Below are 17,923 nucleotides of genomic sequence, written 5' to 3' on the forward strand. Positions count from 1 at the left end.
CGCACCCTCTCGTGCTCGCGCACCCGCTCTGCCCTGCCGAAACGGGTGCGTCGGCACAGAACGGGTGCGGCAAATCAGCGGGGTGCGTGCACCTGGGAAGATGTCGGGGTGTCTGATCCCGGAAACTTCTCGTTCACCGTCGGTAACCGCCTCGACGGGCGGCACGGCCGCTCGGGTGTGATCAGCACGCCGCACGGGGAGATCGCCACGCCTGCGTTCATTCCGGTGGGCACCAAGGCGACGGTGAAAGCCGTACTGCCGGAGACGATGCGGGAGATCGGGGCGCAGGCGCTGCTCGCCAACGCCTACCACCTGTACCTGCAGCCGGGATCCGACATCGTGGACGAGGCCGGTGGGCTGAGCAAGTTCATGAACTGGCCGGGGCCGACCTTCACCGACAGCGGCGGCTTCCAGGTGATGTCGCTGGGCGTCGGGTTCAAGAAGGTGCTCGCGATGGAGGCGGTCGACGTCCGCAGCGACGACGTGATCGCGAAGGGTAAGGAGCGGCTGGCCACCGTCGACGACGACGGCGTCACCTTCCGCTCGCACCTGGACGGTTCGAAGCACCGGTTCACCCCCGAGGTGTCGATGGGCATCCAGCACGAGCTGGGCGCCGACATCATGTTCGCGTTCGACGAGCTCACCACGTTGCTGAATACCCGCGGCTACCAAGAGAAGTCGTTGCAGCGCACGCACGAGTGGGCGCAGCGCTGCATCGACGAGCACGAGCGGTTGACCGCGGCCCGCACGCACCGTCCGTACCAGGCACTGTTCGCGGTGATCCAGGGCGCGCAGTACGAAGACCTGCGGCGCAAGGCCTGTCGCGAACTGGAGGCGATCCGCGGTAGCGGCGGCACCGGTTTCGACGGCTACGGCATCGGCGGCGCGCTGGAGAAGCACAACCTGGGCACCATCGTCGGCTGGTGCTGCGACGAACTGCCCGAGGACAAGCCGCGGCACATGCTCGGTATCAGCGAGCCCGAGGACATCTTCACCGCCGTGGAGAACGGCGCCGACACCTTCGACTGCGTGAATCCCTCCCGGGTCGCGCGCAATGCCGCCATCTACGTGGCCGAGGGCCGGTTCAATATCAACACCGCGCGCTTCCGCCGCGATTTCACGCCCATCGACGAGACCTGCGACTGCTACACCTGCGCCAATTACACCCGCGCCTACCTGCACCATCTGTTCAAGGCGAAGGAAATCCTCGCGGCCACGCTCTGCACGATCCACAACGAGCGCTACACGATCCGGCTCGTCGACCGCATCCGCGCCAGCATCGAGGGCGGATATTTCGACGAGCACAAGGCCGAAACCCTCGGCCGCTGGAAGGGGCGGATCGCGACGCCGTGACGTGCGCGCACCTGACCGCGCGGCCGAGGACGAATCAGCTGAGTAGCGCGGAGGTCTCGCTGGGCGCGTAGGTCGGCTCGTGCTTCTTCAGCCACGCGATGACGCGATAGGTGATCGGCAGCACGATGACCTCGGCGAGGGTCTTCCAGAGGAAGCCCACGATCACGTAGTTGACGAACTGGCTCCACGAGTCGATGCCGATGGCGGTGGCGGCGATCGAACAGAAGATCAGGGTGTCACCGAATTCGCCGACCACGGTGGAACCGATCAGCCGCGCCCACAGGTGCTTTTCCTTGGTCTTTTCCTTGATCAGCACCAGCGTCGCGGAGTTCAGCATCTCGCCGACGAAGTAGCCGGCCAGGCCGGCGGCGACGAGCTGGGGCGTGGTGCCGATGACGGTGCGGAACGCGTCCTGATTCTCGTAGAAGCTCGCGGCGGGCAACTCGATCGCGATCTTGAAGCACACCACGGTCAACAGCAGGACGCCGAAGCCGTAGTAGATGGCCCGGCGGGCCGATTTGAAGCCGTAGATCTCGCTCAGCACATCGCCGAGGATGTAGGCGAGGGGAAACAGGAACCAGGCGCCGTCGGTACTGATCGGCAGCACCTCGATCGGGCCGATTTTCACCGAGTGGTCGGTGAAGAACTGCACGCCCTTGGTCGCGCAGATATTGGAGATGATCAGGGTTGCCGTGAACAACGCCACGATCGGTGTGTAGTACCCCCGCGCCACCTGGGCAAACGCCGCATGTTCCGGTGCGGGGTGCCCAGGTTCTGGGACTTCGGTTTCATTGAGCTGACTCACGGGCTTCATCCAACCAGGTTGTGGAATACCCTGTAGCAATGACGAATCCCGGCGATTCCGACGAATGGTGGAAACAGTACGGTGGCCAAGGCGTGTCGCCGGAATCGGGGGCGTCCAGCTCGGTTCCGCAATACCCGAACGCTGAGCAACCATCCGGATACCCGTCGGCGCCGCAATACCCGCAGCAGCCCGCCCAGCCGATGACACCCCCACCGCAACCGCAGTACCAGCCGGGGTATCAGCAGCCGACCGCCCAGCCCTATGGTCAGCCGCAGCCGAACTACGGGTACCAGCCCGCGTATCAGCCGTACGGGATGCCGCAGCAGCAGGGCACCAACGGCATGGCGATCGGCGCGCTGATCTCCTCGCTGGTCGGCTTCTTCACCTGCGGTATCGGCTCGATCGTCGGCATCATCCTCGGCGTCGTCGCGCTGGGGCAGATCAAGCAGACCGGTCAGGAAGGCCGCGGCATGGCGCTGGCCGGCATCTGGATCGGCGTCGGCATGATCGTGCTCGCCGTCCTGTGGTTCGTCGTCGTGATCATCGCGGGGGTCAGCGGGGCCTGACCCGCGAAAACGTCAGGGGCGCACCCGGATATCGGGTGCGCCCCTGCTCGCGTACTGCGGCCGATCGGCGTCAGGCCTTGACGACCTGGGTGCCGCCGGCGAACTTGTCGTGCCAGCCCTGCTTGTTCGGGTCCTGCGAGATGGTGACCATGATGTAGATCGCGAGCACCAGCGAGACCAGACCGCCGACGCACGGGATGATGTTCGCCGCGACGAACACGTTGCGCTTCAGCGAGGTGACCGGATCGATCTTGGCCGCGCCGCCGGGCGCGAGCACCTTCAGGCCGAGCACCTTCTTGCCGAGCGTGGTGCCCTGCGAGGTCTCCATGCCGACGAAGTAGCCGAGCTGAACCAGGGTCCAGAGCAGGCCGAGGCCGATGGTCAGGCCGAGGCTGTTCTTCACCAGGATGTAGATGATGAAGTACGGGATGTAGAGGATGAGGGCGTCGATGACACGCGCGCCGATGCGGGTGCCGAGGTCACCCGGCTGGCCGCCGTAGTTGTTGAAGCCGCCCGGTTGCTGCGGGTACTGGCCGTACGGATCCTGGGGCTGCTGGCCGTACTGGGGCTGCTGGCCGTATTGCGGCTGCTGGCCGTACTGGGGCTGCTGACCGTACTGCGGCTGCTGGCCGTATTGCGGCTGCTGACCGCCCTGGGGGAACTGTTGGCCGCCCTGCGGGAACTGCTGACCGCCTTGCGGATATTGCTGGCCGCCTTGCGGGTACGGCTGCCCATACGGCTGCCCGCCCTGCGGATACTGGTTGGGGTCGTACCCACCGCTTGTCATAGTTGTTTGTCCTCGTCGAGTGATCAGTAGTTGGACGAATGCGTACGTTACGGACATCGACTGCGTTGCAACAACCCATTCCCGTCGAGTATCCACGGTTCGCGCGGCAGATGTGCCGGGTCGAAACTGTCGAGGAGCTCTGCCGACGAGGTCGCCGCGTAGCCGAGCGAGTCGGCGATCGCCGCCACTATCTGTTCGGGCGTGTTGCCGAGGGCCAGCTGGTCCGCGAGGGTCACCGCGCCGTCCCGTTTGGCGAGGCGCTTGCCCTCGGTATTGAGCACGAGCGGGACGTGGGCGTAGCGCGGGACCGGTAGCTCGAGCAGCGTCGCCAGATAGGCCTGGCGCGGGGTGGAGGAGAGCAGGTCGTCGCCGCGCACCACCTGATCGACGCCCTGCGCCGCGTCGTCGACCACCACCGCGAGGTTGTATGCGGGAACGCCGTCGCCGCGCCGCAGCACCACGTCGTCCACCGCGCCGCGGTAGCGCCCGTGCAGTTCGTCGACGATCTCGAATTCGGTCGCCGTGGACCGTAGCCGCAGCGCGGCCGACCGTCCTTCGGCCAGGAACGCGGCTCGTGCCTGCGCGGTCAGCGTGCGGCAGGTGCCCGGATAGGCGCCCATCGGCCCGTGCGGCGCCGTCACCGCCTGCTGTATTTCTCTTCGCGTGCAGAAACATTCGTAGGTGCGTCCGGCGGCGGTGAGCCGATCGATCGCGGCCTGGTAGAGCGGGAGCCGTTCGGACTGCCGGACCACCGGGCCGTCCCAGTCCAGGCCGATCGCGGCCAGATCGGCCAGCTGACGTTGCTCGGCGCCCGCTCGCACCCGATCGAGATCCTCCACCCGGATCAGGAACCCGCGACCGGTCGATCGGGCGAACGCCCAGGCGAGCAGGGCGGTACGCAGGTTGCCCACGTGCAGGTCCCCGGACGGGCTCGGGGCGTAGCGGCCCGCACCCGGTTCAGGCACGAGCCCGATTTGTCAGAAACGACGTCGGCACGCACGCCATCGTAGAGGTCAGCCGCACAGCCGCGGCTTGAGCTCCTCGGGTGCGATCGGACGGTGCGCGTCGACGGCGGCGAGCAGCGCCTCGGCGTAGGTGATGAGCCCGGCGCGGTCGATGCCGTACGGGGCGTCGGCGTCGCCCTCGGGCCGGAACTCGGTCAGGCGGATCACCGCCCGGGTCAACAGCGTGCGCGCGCCCTTTGGATTACCGCGCTGGATGTGTGTGACACCGACAGCGAGCTGCGCGAGCGCCTGCCACAGCATCCGCTCGGCGAACGGCCCGTTCTTCCACGCTGCCTCTAATACCTCGTGCGCGTTGAATGCCAAACCGTCGTCCAGCAGTTGCTGAGCGAAGGTGAGTGTTTGCTGCGGGGGTAATTCAAGATCATCGGGAATTCGGGCAACTCCGACACTTCCGGAAGGCAGTGGGCGCCCCAACCGGTCTCGCGGACGAGAGTTCCGGGCGCGACCTGCGTCGTCGCGATCGCGGTCAACCATGCCTTCCATCATGCCCGGTCCCGACGATGTCGTCGATGAGACGTTGTCCAAAGAAAGGACATTTGACGGATCACGGAGCAATTACATCAGCCCAAAAGTTACCCGAACAGTGCCGACCGGAATGCTTACAACTAGCTGGCAATGTTTCCGCAACTGGTCATCTTCGCAAACGTGGCAGATGCGATGATTTAAAAAGCAAGAATCGGGCAAACTTTCGATAGACCTGCTACTGTTTAGCGCGCGGGGGCAACCTCGTGGGGCGCATTGGCCCCGAACGTACCGTGCGATGACGACGCACCGTGGAGTTGCGCGCTTCCACCAGGCGCACAGGGGATTCGGCGTTCTGGCCGAGTGCCGGTGCTAGTTAGAACGATGTCAGAAGGAATCTCGTTCTCGACGCAGCAAAGGAGCTAGTGCCGTGGAAGTTGATTTGACTGATGCTGTGTGGCGCAAGAGCACATACAGTGGCCCCGACGGAAACTGTGTAGAAGTCGCATTTCTGATCGACGGCGAAGTCGCGGTCCGAGACACCAAGGACAACGGATATGGCCCGGTGCTCGCGTTTGCCCCGGGACAGTGGGATGCGTTCCTAACCGGAGTTGCGCAGGGGGAGTTCGGGCGCGCCTGATAACCGCAGGTCACCCAACTAGGCAGTACGGGCCCCGGGTCGGTACGGACTCGGGGCCTTCGCATTGCCTGCCTCATCTCAGCTATCGGACGAACCGTTCCCGTGGGAACCATTGCCGTTGCGCCGATCTCGTTCCTGGTAATCGCGCAGCACCGCGAGTTGTTTGTGTTCTTCGGCGTGATCGGTTTCGTGATTGCGCTCCGACTCCTGCCAGGGGTCGGCCCGCAGGAAGCTGCCGGTGCCGGGCTTGCCGGCCAGGCCGAGCTTGCTCATCTTCTTGGGGACCGGTGCGCCCTGATAGGCCAGCGGGAGCGGGTGGCCGTGCTCGTCGACCGGGCCGAGCGGCTGGTGGATCTCGATGTATTCGCCATGCGGCAGTCGCTTGATCACGCCGGTCTCCACGCCGTGTTCCAGCACTGCCCGGTCGCTGCGCTGCAAGCCGAGGCAGACGCGGTAGGCGATGAAATAGGCCAGTGGCGGCAGCAGGAGCAGGCCGATCCGGCCGGTCCAGGTGGTCGCGTTCAGTGAGATGTCGAACTTGTAGGCGACGATGTCGTTCACGCAGGACAGCGTGAGCACCACGTAGAAGGCGATCGCCATCGCGCCGATCGCGGTGCGCACCGGCACGTCACGCGGACGCTGCAGCAGGTTGTGATGTGGGGCGGTGTCGCGGGTGAGCCGTTTCTCGATCCACGGGTAGGCGATCAACACCGTGAACACCACGCCCATGAGCAGCGCGCCCCAAACCGGCGCGGGCACCGTGTAGCGGCCCAGATACAGCTCCCACGGCGGGATCAAACGCATCATGCCGTCGGTCCACATCATGTAGAAGTCCGGCTGCGAGCCCGCGGAGATCTGGGCGGGGTTGTAGGGGCCCATGGTCCAGATCGCGTTGATCTGGAAGACGCCGCTCATGATCGCGACGATGCCGAGCGTGAAGGCGAAGAAGGCGCCCTGATCCAGCGAGAACACCGGGACGATGCGCGCGCCGACGACGTTCTTCTCGGTGCGGCCGGGGCCGGGGAACTGGGTGTGCTTCTGGTACCAGACCAGCGCGACGTGCGCGGCGATCAACGCGAGCATGATGCCGGGGAACAGCAGCACGTGCGCGATGAACAGGCGCGGAATGATGATGGTGCCCGGGTAGTCGCCACCGAACATCAACCAGTGCAGCCAGGTACCGATGATCGGCATGCCCAGGGTGATGGACGAGAACGCGGCGCGCAGGCCGGTACCGGAGAGCAGATCGTCGGGCAGCGAGTAGCCGAAGTAGCCCTCGAACATGGCCAGGATCAGCAGCAGCGAGCCGATCACCCAGTTCGCCTCACGCGGCTTGCGGAACGCACCGGTGAAGAACACGCGGAACAGGTGCACGATGATCGATGCCGCGAAAAGTAGTGCGGCCCAATGGTGTACCTGCCGGACGAACAGACCGCCGCGCACCTCGAAGGAGATGTTGAGCGCCGTCTCGTACGCCCGCGACATGGTGACGCCGCGTAGCGGCTGATAGGACCCGTCGTAGACGACCTCGGTCATCGATGGATCGAAGTAGAGGGTCAGGTAGATGCCCGACAGCAGCAGAATGATGAAGCTGTACAGCGCGATCTCGCCGAGCAGGAACGACCAGTGCGTCGGGAAGACCTTGTTGATCGACCGCTTCAGGAACGCGGCGGCGCGATATCGCTCGTCGGCGGAGTCCGCCTGTGCGCTGACCTTGTTACCAAGTTGAGTTGCCATATCCGACACCCCGCCCACGAGAAGTGATTTGCTTCTACTACAGACGGTAGCAACGGATCGTGTCCGAATCGATGGTTTTCCCGGATGATCTTGTAAATCAAGATCATTCGCAGGCTTCGCAGACCGGCGAACAGGGCGATACCGTGCGGTTTTCCGGGGTTCGGCGCAGTTGGGCCAAGATCGCGGCCGGGCAGCCGTTTGTACGCGCTAAAAGTGGGTATCGTCTTGTGCTGTCAAACAATTCGTGAATTTTATGTCAGGTTCGATTCGGGGTTCGCTATTTGTGCTTCCGCGGGTGCTGGAAGTGAGGTTCCGGACTCGGGAGAGCGGTGGTCCGGAGGCTTCGTTACTGTCGGGCGGTGCGCAGGATGGCCCCGCAGGACGCGACGATGTACTGGCTGGCGGGCCGCACGCGTAACGACCTGTTCCTGCTGTACTGCTTCGACGACGCCGGGCACTCGTTCGAGCGACTCCGTGCGGATATCGCGCAGCGCGTCGCAACCATCGACGCGCTGCGCGTGCGGGCCCGGGATGTGCCGGGCGATCTCGATTATCCGTCCTGGGTACCCACCGAGTTCGACGTGGACCAGGTCGTAGAACACCAACTGGCACAACCGGATCGGCGGCATCTCGAAGCGGCGTTGGGGGAGGTGGTCGGCAGCGTGCTCGATGCGGGCGTGCACCCGTGGCGGTTACATGTCTTCCGGGGCATCGTCGGCTTCGCGGATCGGCGGGACGGGGAAGCGCCGATCGCGCACGGACCTGCGCTGGTGGCGGTGCTGCAGATGTCCCACGCGCTGGCCGATGGTCGGCGCGCTGCCGAGATCGCGCGAGAGCTGTTCTCTGAGCGGGAGACCGTCGGTGGCCTGCCGGTTGTCCGCGAGACGCCGGGGGCGCTCGGCGCGGTGCGTTCAGAAGCGAACACTCCGCGTCGCGACAACCCTGTCACCAGGATGCCCACGTCGGTCCGGAAGGTCACGGCAGCGGCGGCTGCCCTGATTCGCCTACCGGTTCATGTGGCCGAGAACGGAATTCGGAGCTATCGGTCCTTCCGCCCGCAACACGCGTCTGCTGGATGCAGCGTGGCGGACCGACAGCGGGAGGCGGTCTCCACCAGAGCCGCGGCTCGTTCGGTTGCGGAGACGGCCCTCGCGACGTGGGTGTCCGCACGCTGGGCGGACGCGGCGATCGCGGTGCCATGGCTGCCGATTCGAATGGTGCGGACGGCGTATCGTGGATACGGAGCGTTCCAGGCCCAGCGGGAACTTGCGGCCCTGACGGCGGCGGGCGAATTGCCGGAGCCCGGCGAGGGTTTCGTGCCGAACCGGGTCAACCGCATCGTGGCAAGCGGTGCCGCCGTGCATCGTGTTCGGATGCTTGTGTGCGAGGCGTCGGCGTTGCGCGTTCCCGGGCAGACGGTCACCGTCGTCGTGCTGACCGCGGTGTCCCTGGCGCTGGCCCGCTACCTCGAATCCCATGGCGAGCAGGTGGATCGGCTCGGCGCGCAGGTGCCGATGGCGCTGTCGGATACTGCGAAAGCGCAGGCGCACAACAACTATCGCAGCCTCAGCGTCGACCTGAGTACCGACGTCGCCGACCTGCGTGAGCGTGCCGACAAGATCGCGGCGACGCTGCGCGACCGTCGCGTCCGCGCGCAACACCCTTTGCTCACCGCGCAGGATCGGGTCACCGAGGTCGTCCCCGCACCGCTGCTCCGCCGCGATATCGCCCGCTATCCGCTCGATGTCGTCCCCGAGACCATCGCCGGCCACACCGTGGTCTCCAGCGTGCACCGCGGCCCCGCGGACCTCACCTGCGGCGGCGGCCGCGTCCGCTGGACCGCCGGCTTCCCCGCCATCGGCTCTGTCATGCACCTCACCCACGGTGTGCACGGCCTCGGCGACACCATCACCCTCTCCATCCACGCCGACCAGGCGACCATCCCGGACCTCGATGTCTACACGGACCTGCTCCAAGTCGCCCTGGACGAGGTCACGCGCGGACTTAAAGAGGAACTGGTCGACTGATCACCAGGTAATGGTGGCGGCATCGGCCGAGAGCCCTCCGCCACCATTACCTGGTGATCAACTGTCCAGGTTCGGGCTGTGCCTTTGGCGGCTATGGGCGGCGATCTGCGCGCCGGCAGGCGTGGCCAGATGTTCTCGGAGAGGTCCTGGTGGTCGCGCTGGAGTGTGTGCGTGGAACCGAGCGCGATCGCCACTCCCGTATGCGGATCGGCGGGCTCGTCGCCGGGGGCGTGGTCGAACTGCTCGGCGCATTGAAAATGCTTGCCGACAAAGGGATTAGCGGGTGCGGCGTACGCTCGGGTGGTGTGATCGAACCGGAAGAGCGGCGCGGCAGAATCGAGCCGGGTCAGAAGCGGGTACGGGTCTACCTCGCTGGGCAGCTGGTGGCCGATTCGTCTCGGCCGGTGCTGGTTTGGCAGACCTGGCACCACCCGGTCTACTACCTGCCGGTTGCCGACCTGCACGCGAAACTGGAACCGAACGGCGAGACCACATACTGCCAAAGCAGGGGCGAGGCGACCTTCTACGACGTCGTGGTGGACGGTGCCGTTGCGGCGGGTGCGGCGGCACGCTACCTCGACCCGGTGGTGCCCGAATTGATCGACCTCGTCCGGCTGCGATTCGACCTGATGGACGAATGGTTCGAGGAAGACGAGCGGTCCTACGCTCGCCCGCGCGATCCGTACGTCCGTGTCGATATCCTCGCCAGCTCCAGGCATGTGCGGGTGGAGATCGACGGGGTCACGGTCGCCGATTCGCACACCCCACACATGGTCTTCGAAACCGGGCGCTCCGTGCGGTACTACCTACCGCCCACCGATGTCCGGATGGACCTGCTCACCCCGAGCGCCGCGCACAATTCGTCCCCGTACAGGGGCATCGCCGACTACTGGTCCGTGCGCATCGGCGACAACGAGTACCGGCACGTCGCCTGGAGCTACCGCACCCCGCTCCCGGAAAGCCAGAAGATCGCCGGGCTGATCGCGTTCTACAACGGGCTGGTCGATACCTATCTCGACGGCGAACTTCAGGAACGCCCGCCCACACTGTTCGAGTGATGGCCCGATCTCCTGTGGTCGGCGGAACCGTCGGCCGGTTCCGCCGCGTCGCCGGTGACGTCCGGTGGTTGGGGGAGCACGGTCTACGTTCAACGGCCAGATGGGGTCGTGATCTCGTCGCCACCGAGCTGAACGTGGCGGGTGCCTAACAGAACGTGGTGGGTGCCTAGCTGAATGCGGTGGGTGCCCAACTGAACGTGGTGGGTGCCTAGCTGAATGCGGTGGGTGCCCAACCGAACGTGGCGGGTGACTAACCGAACGTGGCGGCTGCCGGATGGCCGTCGTGATGGGCGCGCTAGCCGCAACGACCGGGGCTCTTCCCGGCGATGGCCGCGTCCATCAACCTTCCCGGTGTCGGCAACTTCGATGTTCCTGTCCCGCAGGAATACGAGGCACCGGTCCAGCAGCTCAATCAGCAGATCCAGCAGGCTGTCTCGGCGATGCCGAACGCGCAGGCCCCCGGCGTCCAGCAGCTTGATCCGGATCTCCGGACCGGAAGATTCGGCCTACGGATGCGGTTTGTGCCAGACCAAGGAGTAGCGCCAGAAGAGGCGGCGGCGGACCTGTGCGCCGGGGAGCAGGGTGCGCACTTGGTCGCGTACCTGGCGGGTGGTCAAAGGTGGGTCGAGACGGACCGGCATGTCGGCGTGCGTGGGATCGAGGGCGTGCCGGTCGCCGAGGCCGAGTGTGCGCAGTAGTGCGAAGGTGCCGCCGAGTACGCGATGCCCAAGTGCGGCAAGGAATTCGGTGGGCAATTCGCGGGGGAGGTCGGTGCGGGGCAGTGCGACGGCAGCGAGCACACCGCCGGGGCGCAGTGCGTCGGCCAGGACCGGGAGCACTTCGTCGAGCGGCAGGTGGTGCAGCGTGCTGATGGAGACGATCGCGTCGCAGGTCGCGGGCGGAAACTGCTGGTCCAGAATGTCGCCGAGGATGCAGGTGACGTTCGCCGGTACCACCTGTTTCGCGGCGTCGATCATCACCGGGGACTGATCGAGCGCGTCGACCCGTTCCGCCTGCCGGGCCAGCACGGCGGCGAAGGCACCCGCCCCGCAACCCACATCGAGCACGCGGGACATGTTCTTCGGTAACTGACGCAGCAGGAGCCGGTGGTAGAAACTGTTGTGGTTCCAGTCGATTCCGGTCACCGCATCCACTCTGCCACGAGGATCATGCCGACCTCACAGACCTTCTGCACGAGGCACCGGCGGGTCGTTCGGCGAGTCCCTGTGGGAACTGTGCACAACCTCTGTGGGCCTCATCGATTCCGCTCGGCGGGCCTGCACACCATCCACAGGGCGACGGCGTGAAGTCAACCGTGCACCGTCGGACTCAACCGAGATCCACTGTCGCGGTGACGGTGTCTCCGTCGATGGCGGGTGCTGCCGCGGCCAACAGCTTTCGGGCCGCGGTGTTGCCGATCGTGGTGACCGCGTGGATGCGCCGCGCGCCGATCGCCGTGGCGGCCGCGCGCAGTTGCTCGGCGACGGCCCTGCCGACGCCGCGCCCGCGCTGGGAGCGGCCGATCCATACGCCCGCTTCGACCCCGTGTTCGCCCGGCTCCAGCCGCGCGGCCCCGACTACCCGGCCATCCACGGTGATCACATACGTGTGCTCGACGGGTGTGTCCGGTCGCAGCGCGCGACCTCGATGGAAGTCGAGGAACGCCTGCTCACTCGCCGCGTCCCAGCCGGTCGACCCGGCTACCGGCGGCATCACCTCGAGCGGATCGGCATCCGCGACCGCCGCCGCCAACAGCAGCCGCAGATTTTCCTCCGTCAACGGCTCGAGCCCCACCACCTCTGGATTCCTGTGCACAACCGCGAGCCTGCACGATCAGCGACAACGCGGTCAACGGATTTCCGTCGCGGTATCCGTTCGTCGCGGCCGTGCTCCGCTAGGAGTCGATCGAGCTGACGACTCGGTGGCTCCATGCACAGCGAACCCCTTGCTCGCGGTAGTCGACGGTTGGTGCTCGACGGGCATTCGTGCGTGACTGCCGGGCCCGATGAATCGGTGGAATTGCGCTAGCGGCAGTCTGCGGCATACGTGGTCGCTGGAGGCAGCGGCGGTGATGATGTGCCTGCTGTGGGTGGTTTCGCGTGCTGGCGCGGCGCGGGTTCCGGGAGTGGAGGTCGAGTTGTGGATGACTGTGTATGACTGCCGGGCCGGATCAATCGGTGATGTTGCGCGAGGGACCGTCTGCGGCGTGCGTCGCCGTGCATGTGGGCGCTGCTGCTGCGTTTGGTCGATGCATAAGGCGGATTCGACTAGGGGTGAGGGCTTGGGTGTCGGGTGCGGAGTCGAGCTGTGGGTGATTGTCGGGCCGAAATGAGTCATCGATATTGCGGTCGAGATCTTCTGCTGCGGTAGGCGTCGCCGCGGATCTAGGCGCTTGCTGGTCAGGTCTGTCTGGTCGTTGAGGGCAACGGCGGTGATGACGTGCCCGCTGCGAGGGTGGATTCGCATGCTGGCGCGGGTTCCGGGAGTCGGAGGTCGAGTGCTCGCTGTGTGGGGCGGATTCGCGTGGTGGAGCGGGCGCGGTTCCTGGGTGTGGAGCCGAACTGTGGATGGCTGTGCACAACTTCGGGTCCGGGTGTTCGCGGCGCTCAGGTCCCCGGCGGAGGGGGATCCGTGTTGCGGGTATGAACGTCGGATTGCGGTGTGGGTGTGCGGGGTTCGTGGCTTGGCGTCCACAGGCGGCGGACGGCGGCTGGGTGGGGCCGGGGGACTGCTGCGTCGGCGCGGGGACCGCGGCATATTCGCAGGTTACGATGACCGGGCCGGTGGTCGGGGGACCCTGGGCGGGAGAGGACGGAATGCTGCGCGCTGGTGAGATCTTCGCCGGATACGTGGTCGAGCGCCGGCTGGGCCGAGGCGGGATGGGGTCGGTGTATCTCGCGCGGCACCCGCGACTGCCCCGCCGGATCGCGTTGAAACTGCTCAGCTCGAACCTGCACGCCGACAGGGAGATGCTGGCGCGGTTCGAGCGCGAGGCGGAACTGGTCGCGCGGCTGGACCATCCGAACATCGTGGCGGTGTACGACCGCGGTATCGACGACGACACGCGCTGGATCTCGATGCAGTATGTGGACGGCACCGACGCGGGCGCGCTCGACCCGCGTTCGCTGGCGCCGCGGCGCGCCATCCAGATCGTCGCCGAGACGGCGAAGGCGCTCGACTACGCGCACGCCGTCGGGGTGCTGCATCGTGACGTGAAACCGGCGAACATCCTGCTGGCCCGGGCGACGGCGGGCCAGGACGAACGAATCCTGTTGACGGACTTCGGCATCGCGCGCCTGCGGGACGAGTCCCAGCAGTTGACCCGCACCGGAATGTTCGCCGCGACACTGGCGTACGCCTCACCGGAGCAGTTGTCCGCCGGCCCCGTCGACCACCGATCCGACCAATACGCGCTGGCCTGCACCCTGTTCTGGCTCCTGACCGGTACGGCTCCGTTCGCCGCGGACAGTCCGGCGGGCTTGATCGCGGGTCACCTGCAACAACCACCGCCCGCGGTCAGCGACCGGCGTCCGGGCTTGCCGCCCGCGCTGAACACGGTGCTGGCCAAGGCATTGGCGAAGACCCCTGCCGAACGATTCGCCTCGTGCACCGAGTTCGCCACCGCGGCCCTGCATGCCAGCTCCGACCTTGCGCCGAACGAACTCGCGGCTCCGCCTACCACCCCGCAAGCCTGGGTGCCGCCCGCCGAACCGCCACAGCGACAAGCCAGTTCGCCCGCATCAGCAGGCGACGCCCAGGCGGAGACCCGAACAGCGAGCCCAGCGGCCGCCTCGCCCGCGGCAACACCTGAACCTCGCGAGGAACCTGAGCCGACGCTTCCGGAAACCCGGTCTGCACCAGCCCAAAGCTCACATTCCGAAACCCGTCCCGCCGACTGGTCAGCGACGCTGTCCGAGAAGGAGTCTCCAGCGTCGGGGACGCATGGAACCGCGGCGATCCCGGAACCGCGGGACAACCAGCCTGAATCGGCCCGCTCGGATTCGCGGCGACAGACGTCGGATGCGTTGTCCCGCAACGAGATCGATGCCGCACGACCTGCGGCGAGTCGCGCGCTGCGGCGGACGGGTATCGGTGGCTCCTTGCTCGTGGTCGCGACTGCGGCGGCGGTGGGGGCGGTGTGGGCCTTCGGCGGGTTCGATGGCGAGGCCGAAGCCCCTGGCGATGCCACCGCCGGCATCGAGTGGGCCGGTGCGATCGCGCCGGGGACCGCAGGCGCGCCGAGAACCGTTGCGCCGCTGGCTCAGGTCGGCGTGCAGGGCCAGGAGCTGCCCAGGGTGGCGGCGGCCGCGGACCCTGCCGGGGACGGTAAGGCGACTTGCGCGCCCGTCACCATCGCGGCGACCGGGCCGGGCCGTTATACCTACGGCGCCGTCAAGCTGGCGGTGGACCGGTTCACCAAGGCGAACCCGGGGTGCACGGTCACGGTGCGGGAGGTCGACACCGCGGGCGGCGCGGCGGCGCTGACCGCCGGGCGGATCGTGCAGGACCAGTCGACCGTCGCGCTGGTCGGTCCGATGCTGTCCGACGAAATTCGCACGGTAGGTACAGTTTTCGACAAGGCGGGACTGCCGTTCCTGACCCCGTCGGCCACCGATCCGACGCTGTCCACCAACGGCTGGTCCAGCTTCTTCCGTGGCCTCGCCGCCGATGACGTGCAGGGCGCGGCATTGGCGAAATACCTGGTCGGTACCGCGCATTTCCGCAAGATCTGTGTGGTCGAGGACAAGTCGGGGTACGGCAGGAGTTTGGCGGGCAGCGTCGTCGCCGGTATCGGTGCCGCGGCCGATGCGCGGTGTGGCGCGGAAATCGCACGGGGCGAACGCGGTTTCGCCACCGTGGTCGCCGATATCGCGACCGTGAAACCGGACGCGGTCTTCTATTCGGGACTGTACGAAGAAGCCGCCGCACTGCTGCAACAGCTGCGCGGAGCGGGTGTCACGGCACCTTTTGTTTCCGCCGAAAGCACCGTGACCGCGGACTTCGTTGCCGCGGCAGGCGATTCGGCGGCGGGCGCGCTGATCTCCTGCTCCTGTGGGCCGGTGGTCAGCCGGTTCGCGGCCGACTACGAGGCACTCAACGGTCAGCCGCCGGGTCCGGGCTCCGCCGAAGCCTATGACCTGACCACCATCGTGCTGAAGGGTATCGCCGCGGGCCAGGCCACCCGTCCGAAACTCCTGACCTACCTGCACAACTACGAGGGCACCGGTTTGGCGCGCGCCTATCGCTGGACCGCCACCGGGGAACCGGCCGCCCCGCACATCTGGCTCTACAAGGTCGACTGACTCCGGCGACCGATTAATTCCGGTGCGCCGAGTCGTCTGCACGGAAGAGGGACACCTGCCGCGTCGACTCGAAGGAGGACCACCGTGCTCGACCTGAAACCGGCCGGTGCCACCGTGATCGAACTTCTGAACGCCACCACGGACGAGCAATTGGACCGGCCGACCCCGTGCAGCGAGTACACCGTCGCGCAACTGATCGGGCATATCCGGGAGGTTGCGGTCGGGTTCGCGGCGATGGCGCGCAAGGATTCCGAACATCCGGATGATCCCGCCGGCATCCCGCGCGGATTCGACGCCGCGCGCCGTCGCGAGACAGCCGAGCTGGTCGACGCGCTCACGCTGGCCTGGGACCGACCGGAAGCCTGGCAGGGGACAACGGCACCGTCTCCGGATGTGGCGCTGCCGAACGAGGTTTGGGGCAGGATCGTGCTCACCGAGCTCGTGGTGCACGGTTGGGACCTGGCCAGGGCGACCGGTCGCCCGCTGGAGTTGCCCGCCGCGACCCTGCGGGCGTGCCTGGACCACGTAGTCGATTTCGTGCCGAAGGCTCCGGTCCCGCAACTGTGGGGACCCGCCGTGGACACCTCCGACGATGCCGCGCTGATCGATCGAATCGTCGCTGTCACCGGTCGTGACCCGCGGTGGCCCGGGACGGCGTCCGGGTACTGAACTCCGGCGAACCGGGCGCTACCCCGATCGAAATCGGGTGCTGGGCAATAACTGTGCGGTGACCACGGCGAATCCACCTTCGCCACACCGAGTTCCGTCCCTCGATGTGCATCATCCACATATAGTCACTTATGGTCGGCTGGAACCTGATACACCTCCGATCTTTCAGCCGCATGTGACCGAGGTGCGTGACCGGCCTTACACCGTATGGAGCTCACTGTTTTGACCACGTCGCAGACCACCGCAGCCACCACCGCACTGCCGGGCGCCTGCCCGGTGCAGCACGGATCGCCGATCGACACCGACGGCCCCCGGGTGCTGCTGCACACCGCCGAGTTCGCCGCCGACCCGCACCGCGCCTACGCCGAGATGCGCGAGCGCTATGGCTCTTTGGTGCCGATCGAGGTAGCGCCCGACGTCCCGGCGACCCTCGTGGTCGGCTATCAAGCCGCGCTGCGCATCCTGAACGACCCGGAGCACTTTCCGGCCGACCCGCGCACCTGGCAGCAGCACATCCCCGAGGACTCGCCGGTCAAGCCGATGATGGAGTGGTACCCGAACGCGCTGCGCAACAGCGGTGCGGCGCACGCCCGCTACCGGCACGCCTACACCGCGGCCATCGACGGAATCGACCTGCACGCACTGCATTCCACCGTCGAGCAGATCGCGATCCCGCTGATCAACACGTTCTGTCAGGCGGGCTCCGCGGATCTGGTGACCCAGTACGCCTTTCCGCTCGTGTTCGAGGTGCTCAACCAAATGGTCGGCTGCTCGGCCGAATTGGGCCAGCGGGTGGCGACCGGCATGGCTGCGCTCTTCGACACCGTCAATGCCGCGCAAGGCATGCAGATGCTCAGCGAGGCGCTGATGGAGCTGATCCAGTTGCGCCGGGCCGAACCCGGTGACGACGTCACCTCACGGCTGGCGCACCACCCGGCCGAGCTGGACGATGTGGAGATGCTGTCGCAGCTGATCAGTTTCTACGGAGCGGGCATCGAGCCGCAGCAGAACCTGATCATCAACACGTTGCTGCTGATGGTCACCGACGACCGTTTCGGCGGCGATGTACTCGGCGGCAGCCTGTCCACCCGGGACGCGTTGGACGAGGTGCTGTTCAACGATCCGCCGATGGCGAACTTCTGCACGTCCTATCCGCGCCAGCCGATCCTGATCGACAACAACTGGCTGCCCGCGCATCAGCCGGTGCTGATCAGCCTCGCGGGGTGCAACAACGATCCGGAGATCCGCGGCGGCGACCGTACCGGTAACCGCTCGCACCTGGCCTGGAGCGCCGGACCGCATGCATGCCCCGCGAAATCCGTTGCATACCTGGTGGTGCAGGACGCCATCGATCAGCTGCTGGACGCGCTGCCCGAGCTGCAGCTCGCCGTCCCCGTCGCCGAATTGAGCTGGCGGCCGGGGCCTTTCCACCGCGCACTGGCGTCGCTTCCGGTCATTTTCCCCAAGTCCCCTCCGTTGAACATGATGTAA

General features: G+C 66.6%; 16 protein-coding genes. 9 read left to right on the forward strand and 7 right to left on the reverse strand.

Features of this window, described 5'->3' with window-relative positions; genetic code table 11:
* The first annotated feature begins 108 nt into the window (after nt 1–108).
* Nucleotides 109–1,353 carry a tRNA guanosine(34) transglycosylase Tgt gene (tgt, locus tag NVU01S_RS12270; protein WP_029894733.1) on the forward strand — a complete coding sequence of 415 codons (1,245 nt, stop codon included), beginning with the start codon at nt 109–111 and terminating at the stop codon, nt 1,351–1,353.
* Nucleotides 1,354–1,387: 34 nt separating this feature from the next.
* Here the strand turns inward: tgt and NVU01S_RS12275 are convergent, their stop codons facing one another.
* Nucleotides 1,388–2,167: a queuosine precursor transporter gene (locus NVU01S_RS12275; RefSeq protein WP_043678709.1), complete on the reverse strand. Its 780-nt coding sequence runs from the start codon at nt 2,165–2,167 to the stop codon at nt 1,388–1,390.
* Nucleotides 2,168–2,196: 29 nt separating this feature from the next.
* On the opposite strand from NVU01S_RS12275, the gene NVU01S_RS12280 reads away from it, so the two are divergent.
* The gene (locus tag NVU01S_RS12280; protein ID WP_052281174.1) at nt 2,197–2,724 is read left to right on the forward strand and encodes a DUF4190 domain-containing protein; all 528 of its coding nucleotides are present in this window, start codon (nt 2,197–2,199) and stop codon (nt 2,722–2,724) included.
* Between the two features lie 70 nt (nt 2,725–2,794).
* On the opposite strand, the gene NVU01S_RS12285 is transcribed toward NVU01S_RS12280, so the two are convergent.
* From NVU01S_RS12285 to NVU01S_RS12295, 3 genes are read right to left on the reverse strand one after another with little or no spacing between them, the layout of a single operon-like run.
* A complete protein-coding gene (locus NVU01S_RS12285) occupies nt 2,795–3,511 on the reverse strand; it encodes an RDD family protein (RefSeq protein ID WP_043678707.1) in 717 nt (238 codons plus the stop codon).
* 47 nt (nt 3,512–3,558) lie between these two features.
* Nucleotides 3,559–4,476, reverse strand: a complete 918-nt coding sequence (gene gluQRS, locus NVU01S_RS12290) for a tRNA glutamyl-Q(34) synthetase GluQRS (protein ID WP_052281173.1) — start codon at nt 4,474–4,476, stop codon at nt 3,559–3,561.
* Between the two features lie 48 nt (nt 4,477–4,524).
* Complete coding sequence (locus NVU01S_RS12295; protein WP_043678744.1) at nt 4,525–5,010, reverse strand: DUF309 domain-containing protein; 486 nt, start codon at nt 5,008–5,010, stop codon at nt 4,525–4,527.
* 418 nt (nt 5,011–5,428) lie between these two features.
* On the opposite strand from NVU01S_RS12295, the gene NVU01S_RS42410 reads away from it, so the two are divergent.
* Nucleotides 5,429–5,638 (forward strand): DUF397 domain-containing protein, encoded by a 210-nt coding sequence (locus NVU01S_RS42410; RefSeq protein ID WP_014981068.1) that lies wholly within the window; start codon nt 5,429–5,431, stop codon nt 5,636–5,638.
* Between the two features lie 78 nt (nt 5,639–5,716).
* Here the strand turns inward: NVU01S_RS42410 and qcrB are convergent, their stop codons facing one another.
* Nucleotides 5,717–7,375, reverse strand: coding sequence for a cytochrome bc1 complex cytochrome b subunit (gene qcrB, locus NVU01S_RS12300; RefSeq protein ID WP_043678704.1), 1,659 nt, complete (start codon nt 7,373–7,375; stop codon nt 5,717–5,719).
* 59 nt (nt 7,376–7,434) lie between these two features.
* Between qcrB and NVU01S_RS43320 the strand changes: the two genes are divergently transcribed.
* From NVU01S_RS43320 to NVU01S_RS12310, 3 genes are all read left to right on the forward strand, one after another.
* Complete coding sequence (locus NVU01S_RS43320; protein ID WP_156161869.1) at nt 7,435–7,623, forward strand: hypothetical protein; 189 nt, start codon at nt 7,435–7,437, stop codon at nt 7,621–7,623.
* Between the two features lie 120 nt (nt 7,624–7,743).
* Nucleotides 7,744–9,402, forward strand: coding sequence for a wax ester/triacylglycerol synthase domain-containing protein (locus NVU01S_RS12305; RefSeq protein WP_052281172.1), 1,659 nt, complete (start codon nt 7,744–7,746; stop codon nt 9,400–9,402).
* Nucleotides 9,403–9,707: 305 nt separating this feature from the next.
* Complete coding sequence (locus NVU01S_RS12310) at nt 9,708–10,460, forward strand: DUF427 domain-containing protein (RefSeq protein ID WP_043678738.1); 753 nt, start codon at nt 9,708–9,710, stop codon at nt 10,458–10,460.
* A gap of 506 nt (nt 10,461–10,966) precedes the next feature.
* On the opposite strand, the gene NVU01S_RS12315 is transcribed toward NVU01S_RS12310, so the two are convergent.
* Together NVU01S_RS12315 and NVU01S_RS12320 are read right to left on the reverse strand one after the other, a co-directional pair.
* Nucleotides 10,967–11,605: a class I SAM-dependent methyltransferase gene (locus tag NVU01S_RS12315; protein WP_244467459.1), complete on the reverse strand. Its 639-nt coding sequence runs from the start codon at nt 11,603–11,605 to the stop codon at nt 10,967–10,969.
* A gap of 184 nt (nt 11,606–11,789) precedes the next feature.
* Nucleotides 11,790–12,275 carry a GNAT family N-acetyltransferase gene (locus tag NVU01S_RS12320; RefSeq protein WP_244467458.1) on the reverse strand — a complete coding sequence of 162 codons (486 nt, stop codon included), beginning with the start codon at nt 12,273–12,275 and terminating at the stop codon, nt 11,790–11,792.
* 1,001 nt (nt 12,276–13,276) lie between these two features.
* Here NVU01S_RS12320 and NVU01S_RS44800 point away from each other — a divergent pair.
* From NVU01S_RS44800 to NVU01S_RS12335, 3 genes are all read left to right on the forward strand, one after another.
* Nucleotides 13,277–15,763 carry a bifunctional serine/threonine-protein kinase/ABC transporter substrate-binding protein gene (locus NVU01S_RS44800; protein ID WP_052281171.1) on the forward strand — a complete coding sequence of 829 codons (2,487 nt, stop codon included), beginning with the start codon at nt 13,277–13,279 and terminating at the stop codon, nt 15,761–15,763.
* 84 nt (nt 15,764–15,847) lie between these two features.
* Nucleotides 15,848–16,432: a TIGR03086 family metal-binding protein gene (locus NVU01S_RS12330; protein WP_043678698.1), complete on the forward strand. Its 585-nt coding sequence runs from the start codon at nt 15,848–15,850 to the stop codon at nt 16,430–16,432.
* A gap of 207 nt (nt 16,433–16,639) precedes the next feature.
* Entirely contained in the window at nt 16,640–17,923 is a 1,284-nt protein-coding gene (locus NVU01S_RS12335) for a cytochrome P450 (protein WP_043678696.1), read from the forward strand.

It is taken from the genome of Nocardia vulneris (assembly GCF_001613425.1).
GTDB lineage: Bacteria > Actinomycetota > Actinomycetes > Mycobacteriales > Mycobacteriaceae > Nocardia > Nocardia vulneris.

What these genes read in the sequence shown, in the direction of transcription:
- NVU01S_RS12295 (WP_043678744.1), bottom strand. Translation starts at nt 5,010, where the DNA reads ATGGTTGACCGCGATCGCGACGACGCAGGTCGCGCCCGGAACTCTCGT.
- NVU01S_RS12305 (WP_052281172.1), top strand. Translation starts at nt 7,744, where the DNA reads ATGGCCCCGCAGGACGCGACGATGTACTGGCTGGCGGGCCGCACGCGT.
- NVU01S_RS12280 (WP_052281174.1), top strand. Translation starts at nt 2,197, where the DNA reads ATGACGAATCCCGGCGATTCCGACGAATGGTGGAAACAGTACGGTGGC.
- qcrB (WP_043678704.1), bottom strand. Translation starts at nt 7,375, where the DNA reads ATGGCAACTCAACTTGGTAACAAGGTCAGCGCACAGGCGGACTCCGCC.
- NVU01S_RS12285 (WP_043678707.1), bottom strand. Translation starts at nt 3,511, where the DNA reads ATGACAAGCGGTGGGTACGACCCCAACCAGTATCCGCAGGGCGGGCAG.
- NVU01S_RS12275 (WP_043678709.1), bottom strand. Translation starts at nt 2,167, where the DNA reads ATGAAGCCCGTGAGTCAGCTCAATGAAACCGAAGTCCCAGAACCTGGG.
- NVU01S_RS44800 (WP_052281171.1), top strand. Translation starts at nt 13,277, where the DNA reads ATGCTGCGCGCTGGTGAGATCTTCGCCGGATACGTGGTCGAGCGCCGG.
- NVU01S_RS12335 (WP_043678696.1), top strand. Translation starts at nt 16,640, where the DNA reads ATGGAGCTCACTGTTTTGACCACGTCGCAGACCACCGCAGCCACCACC.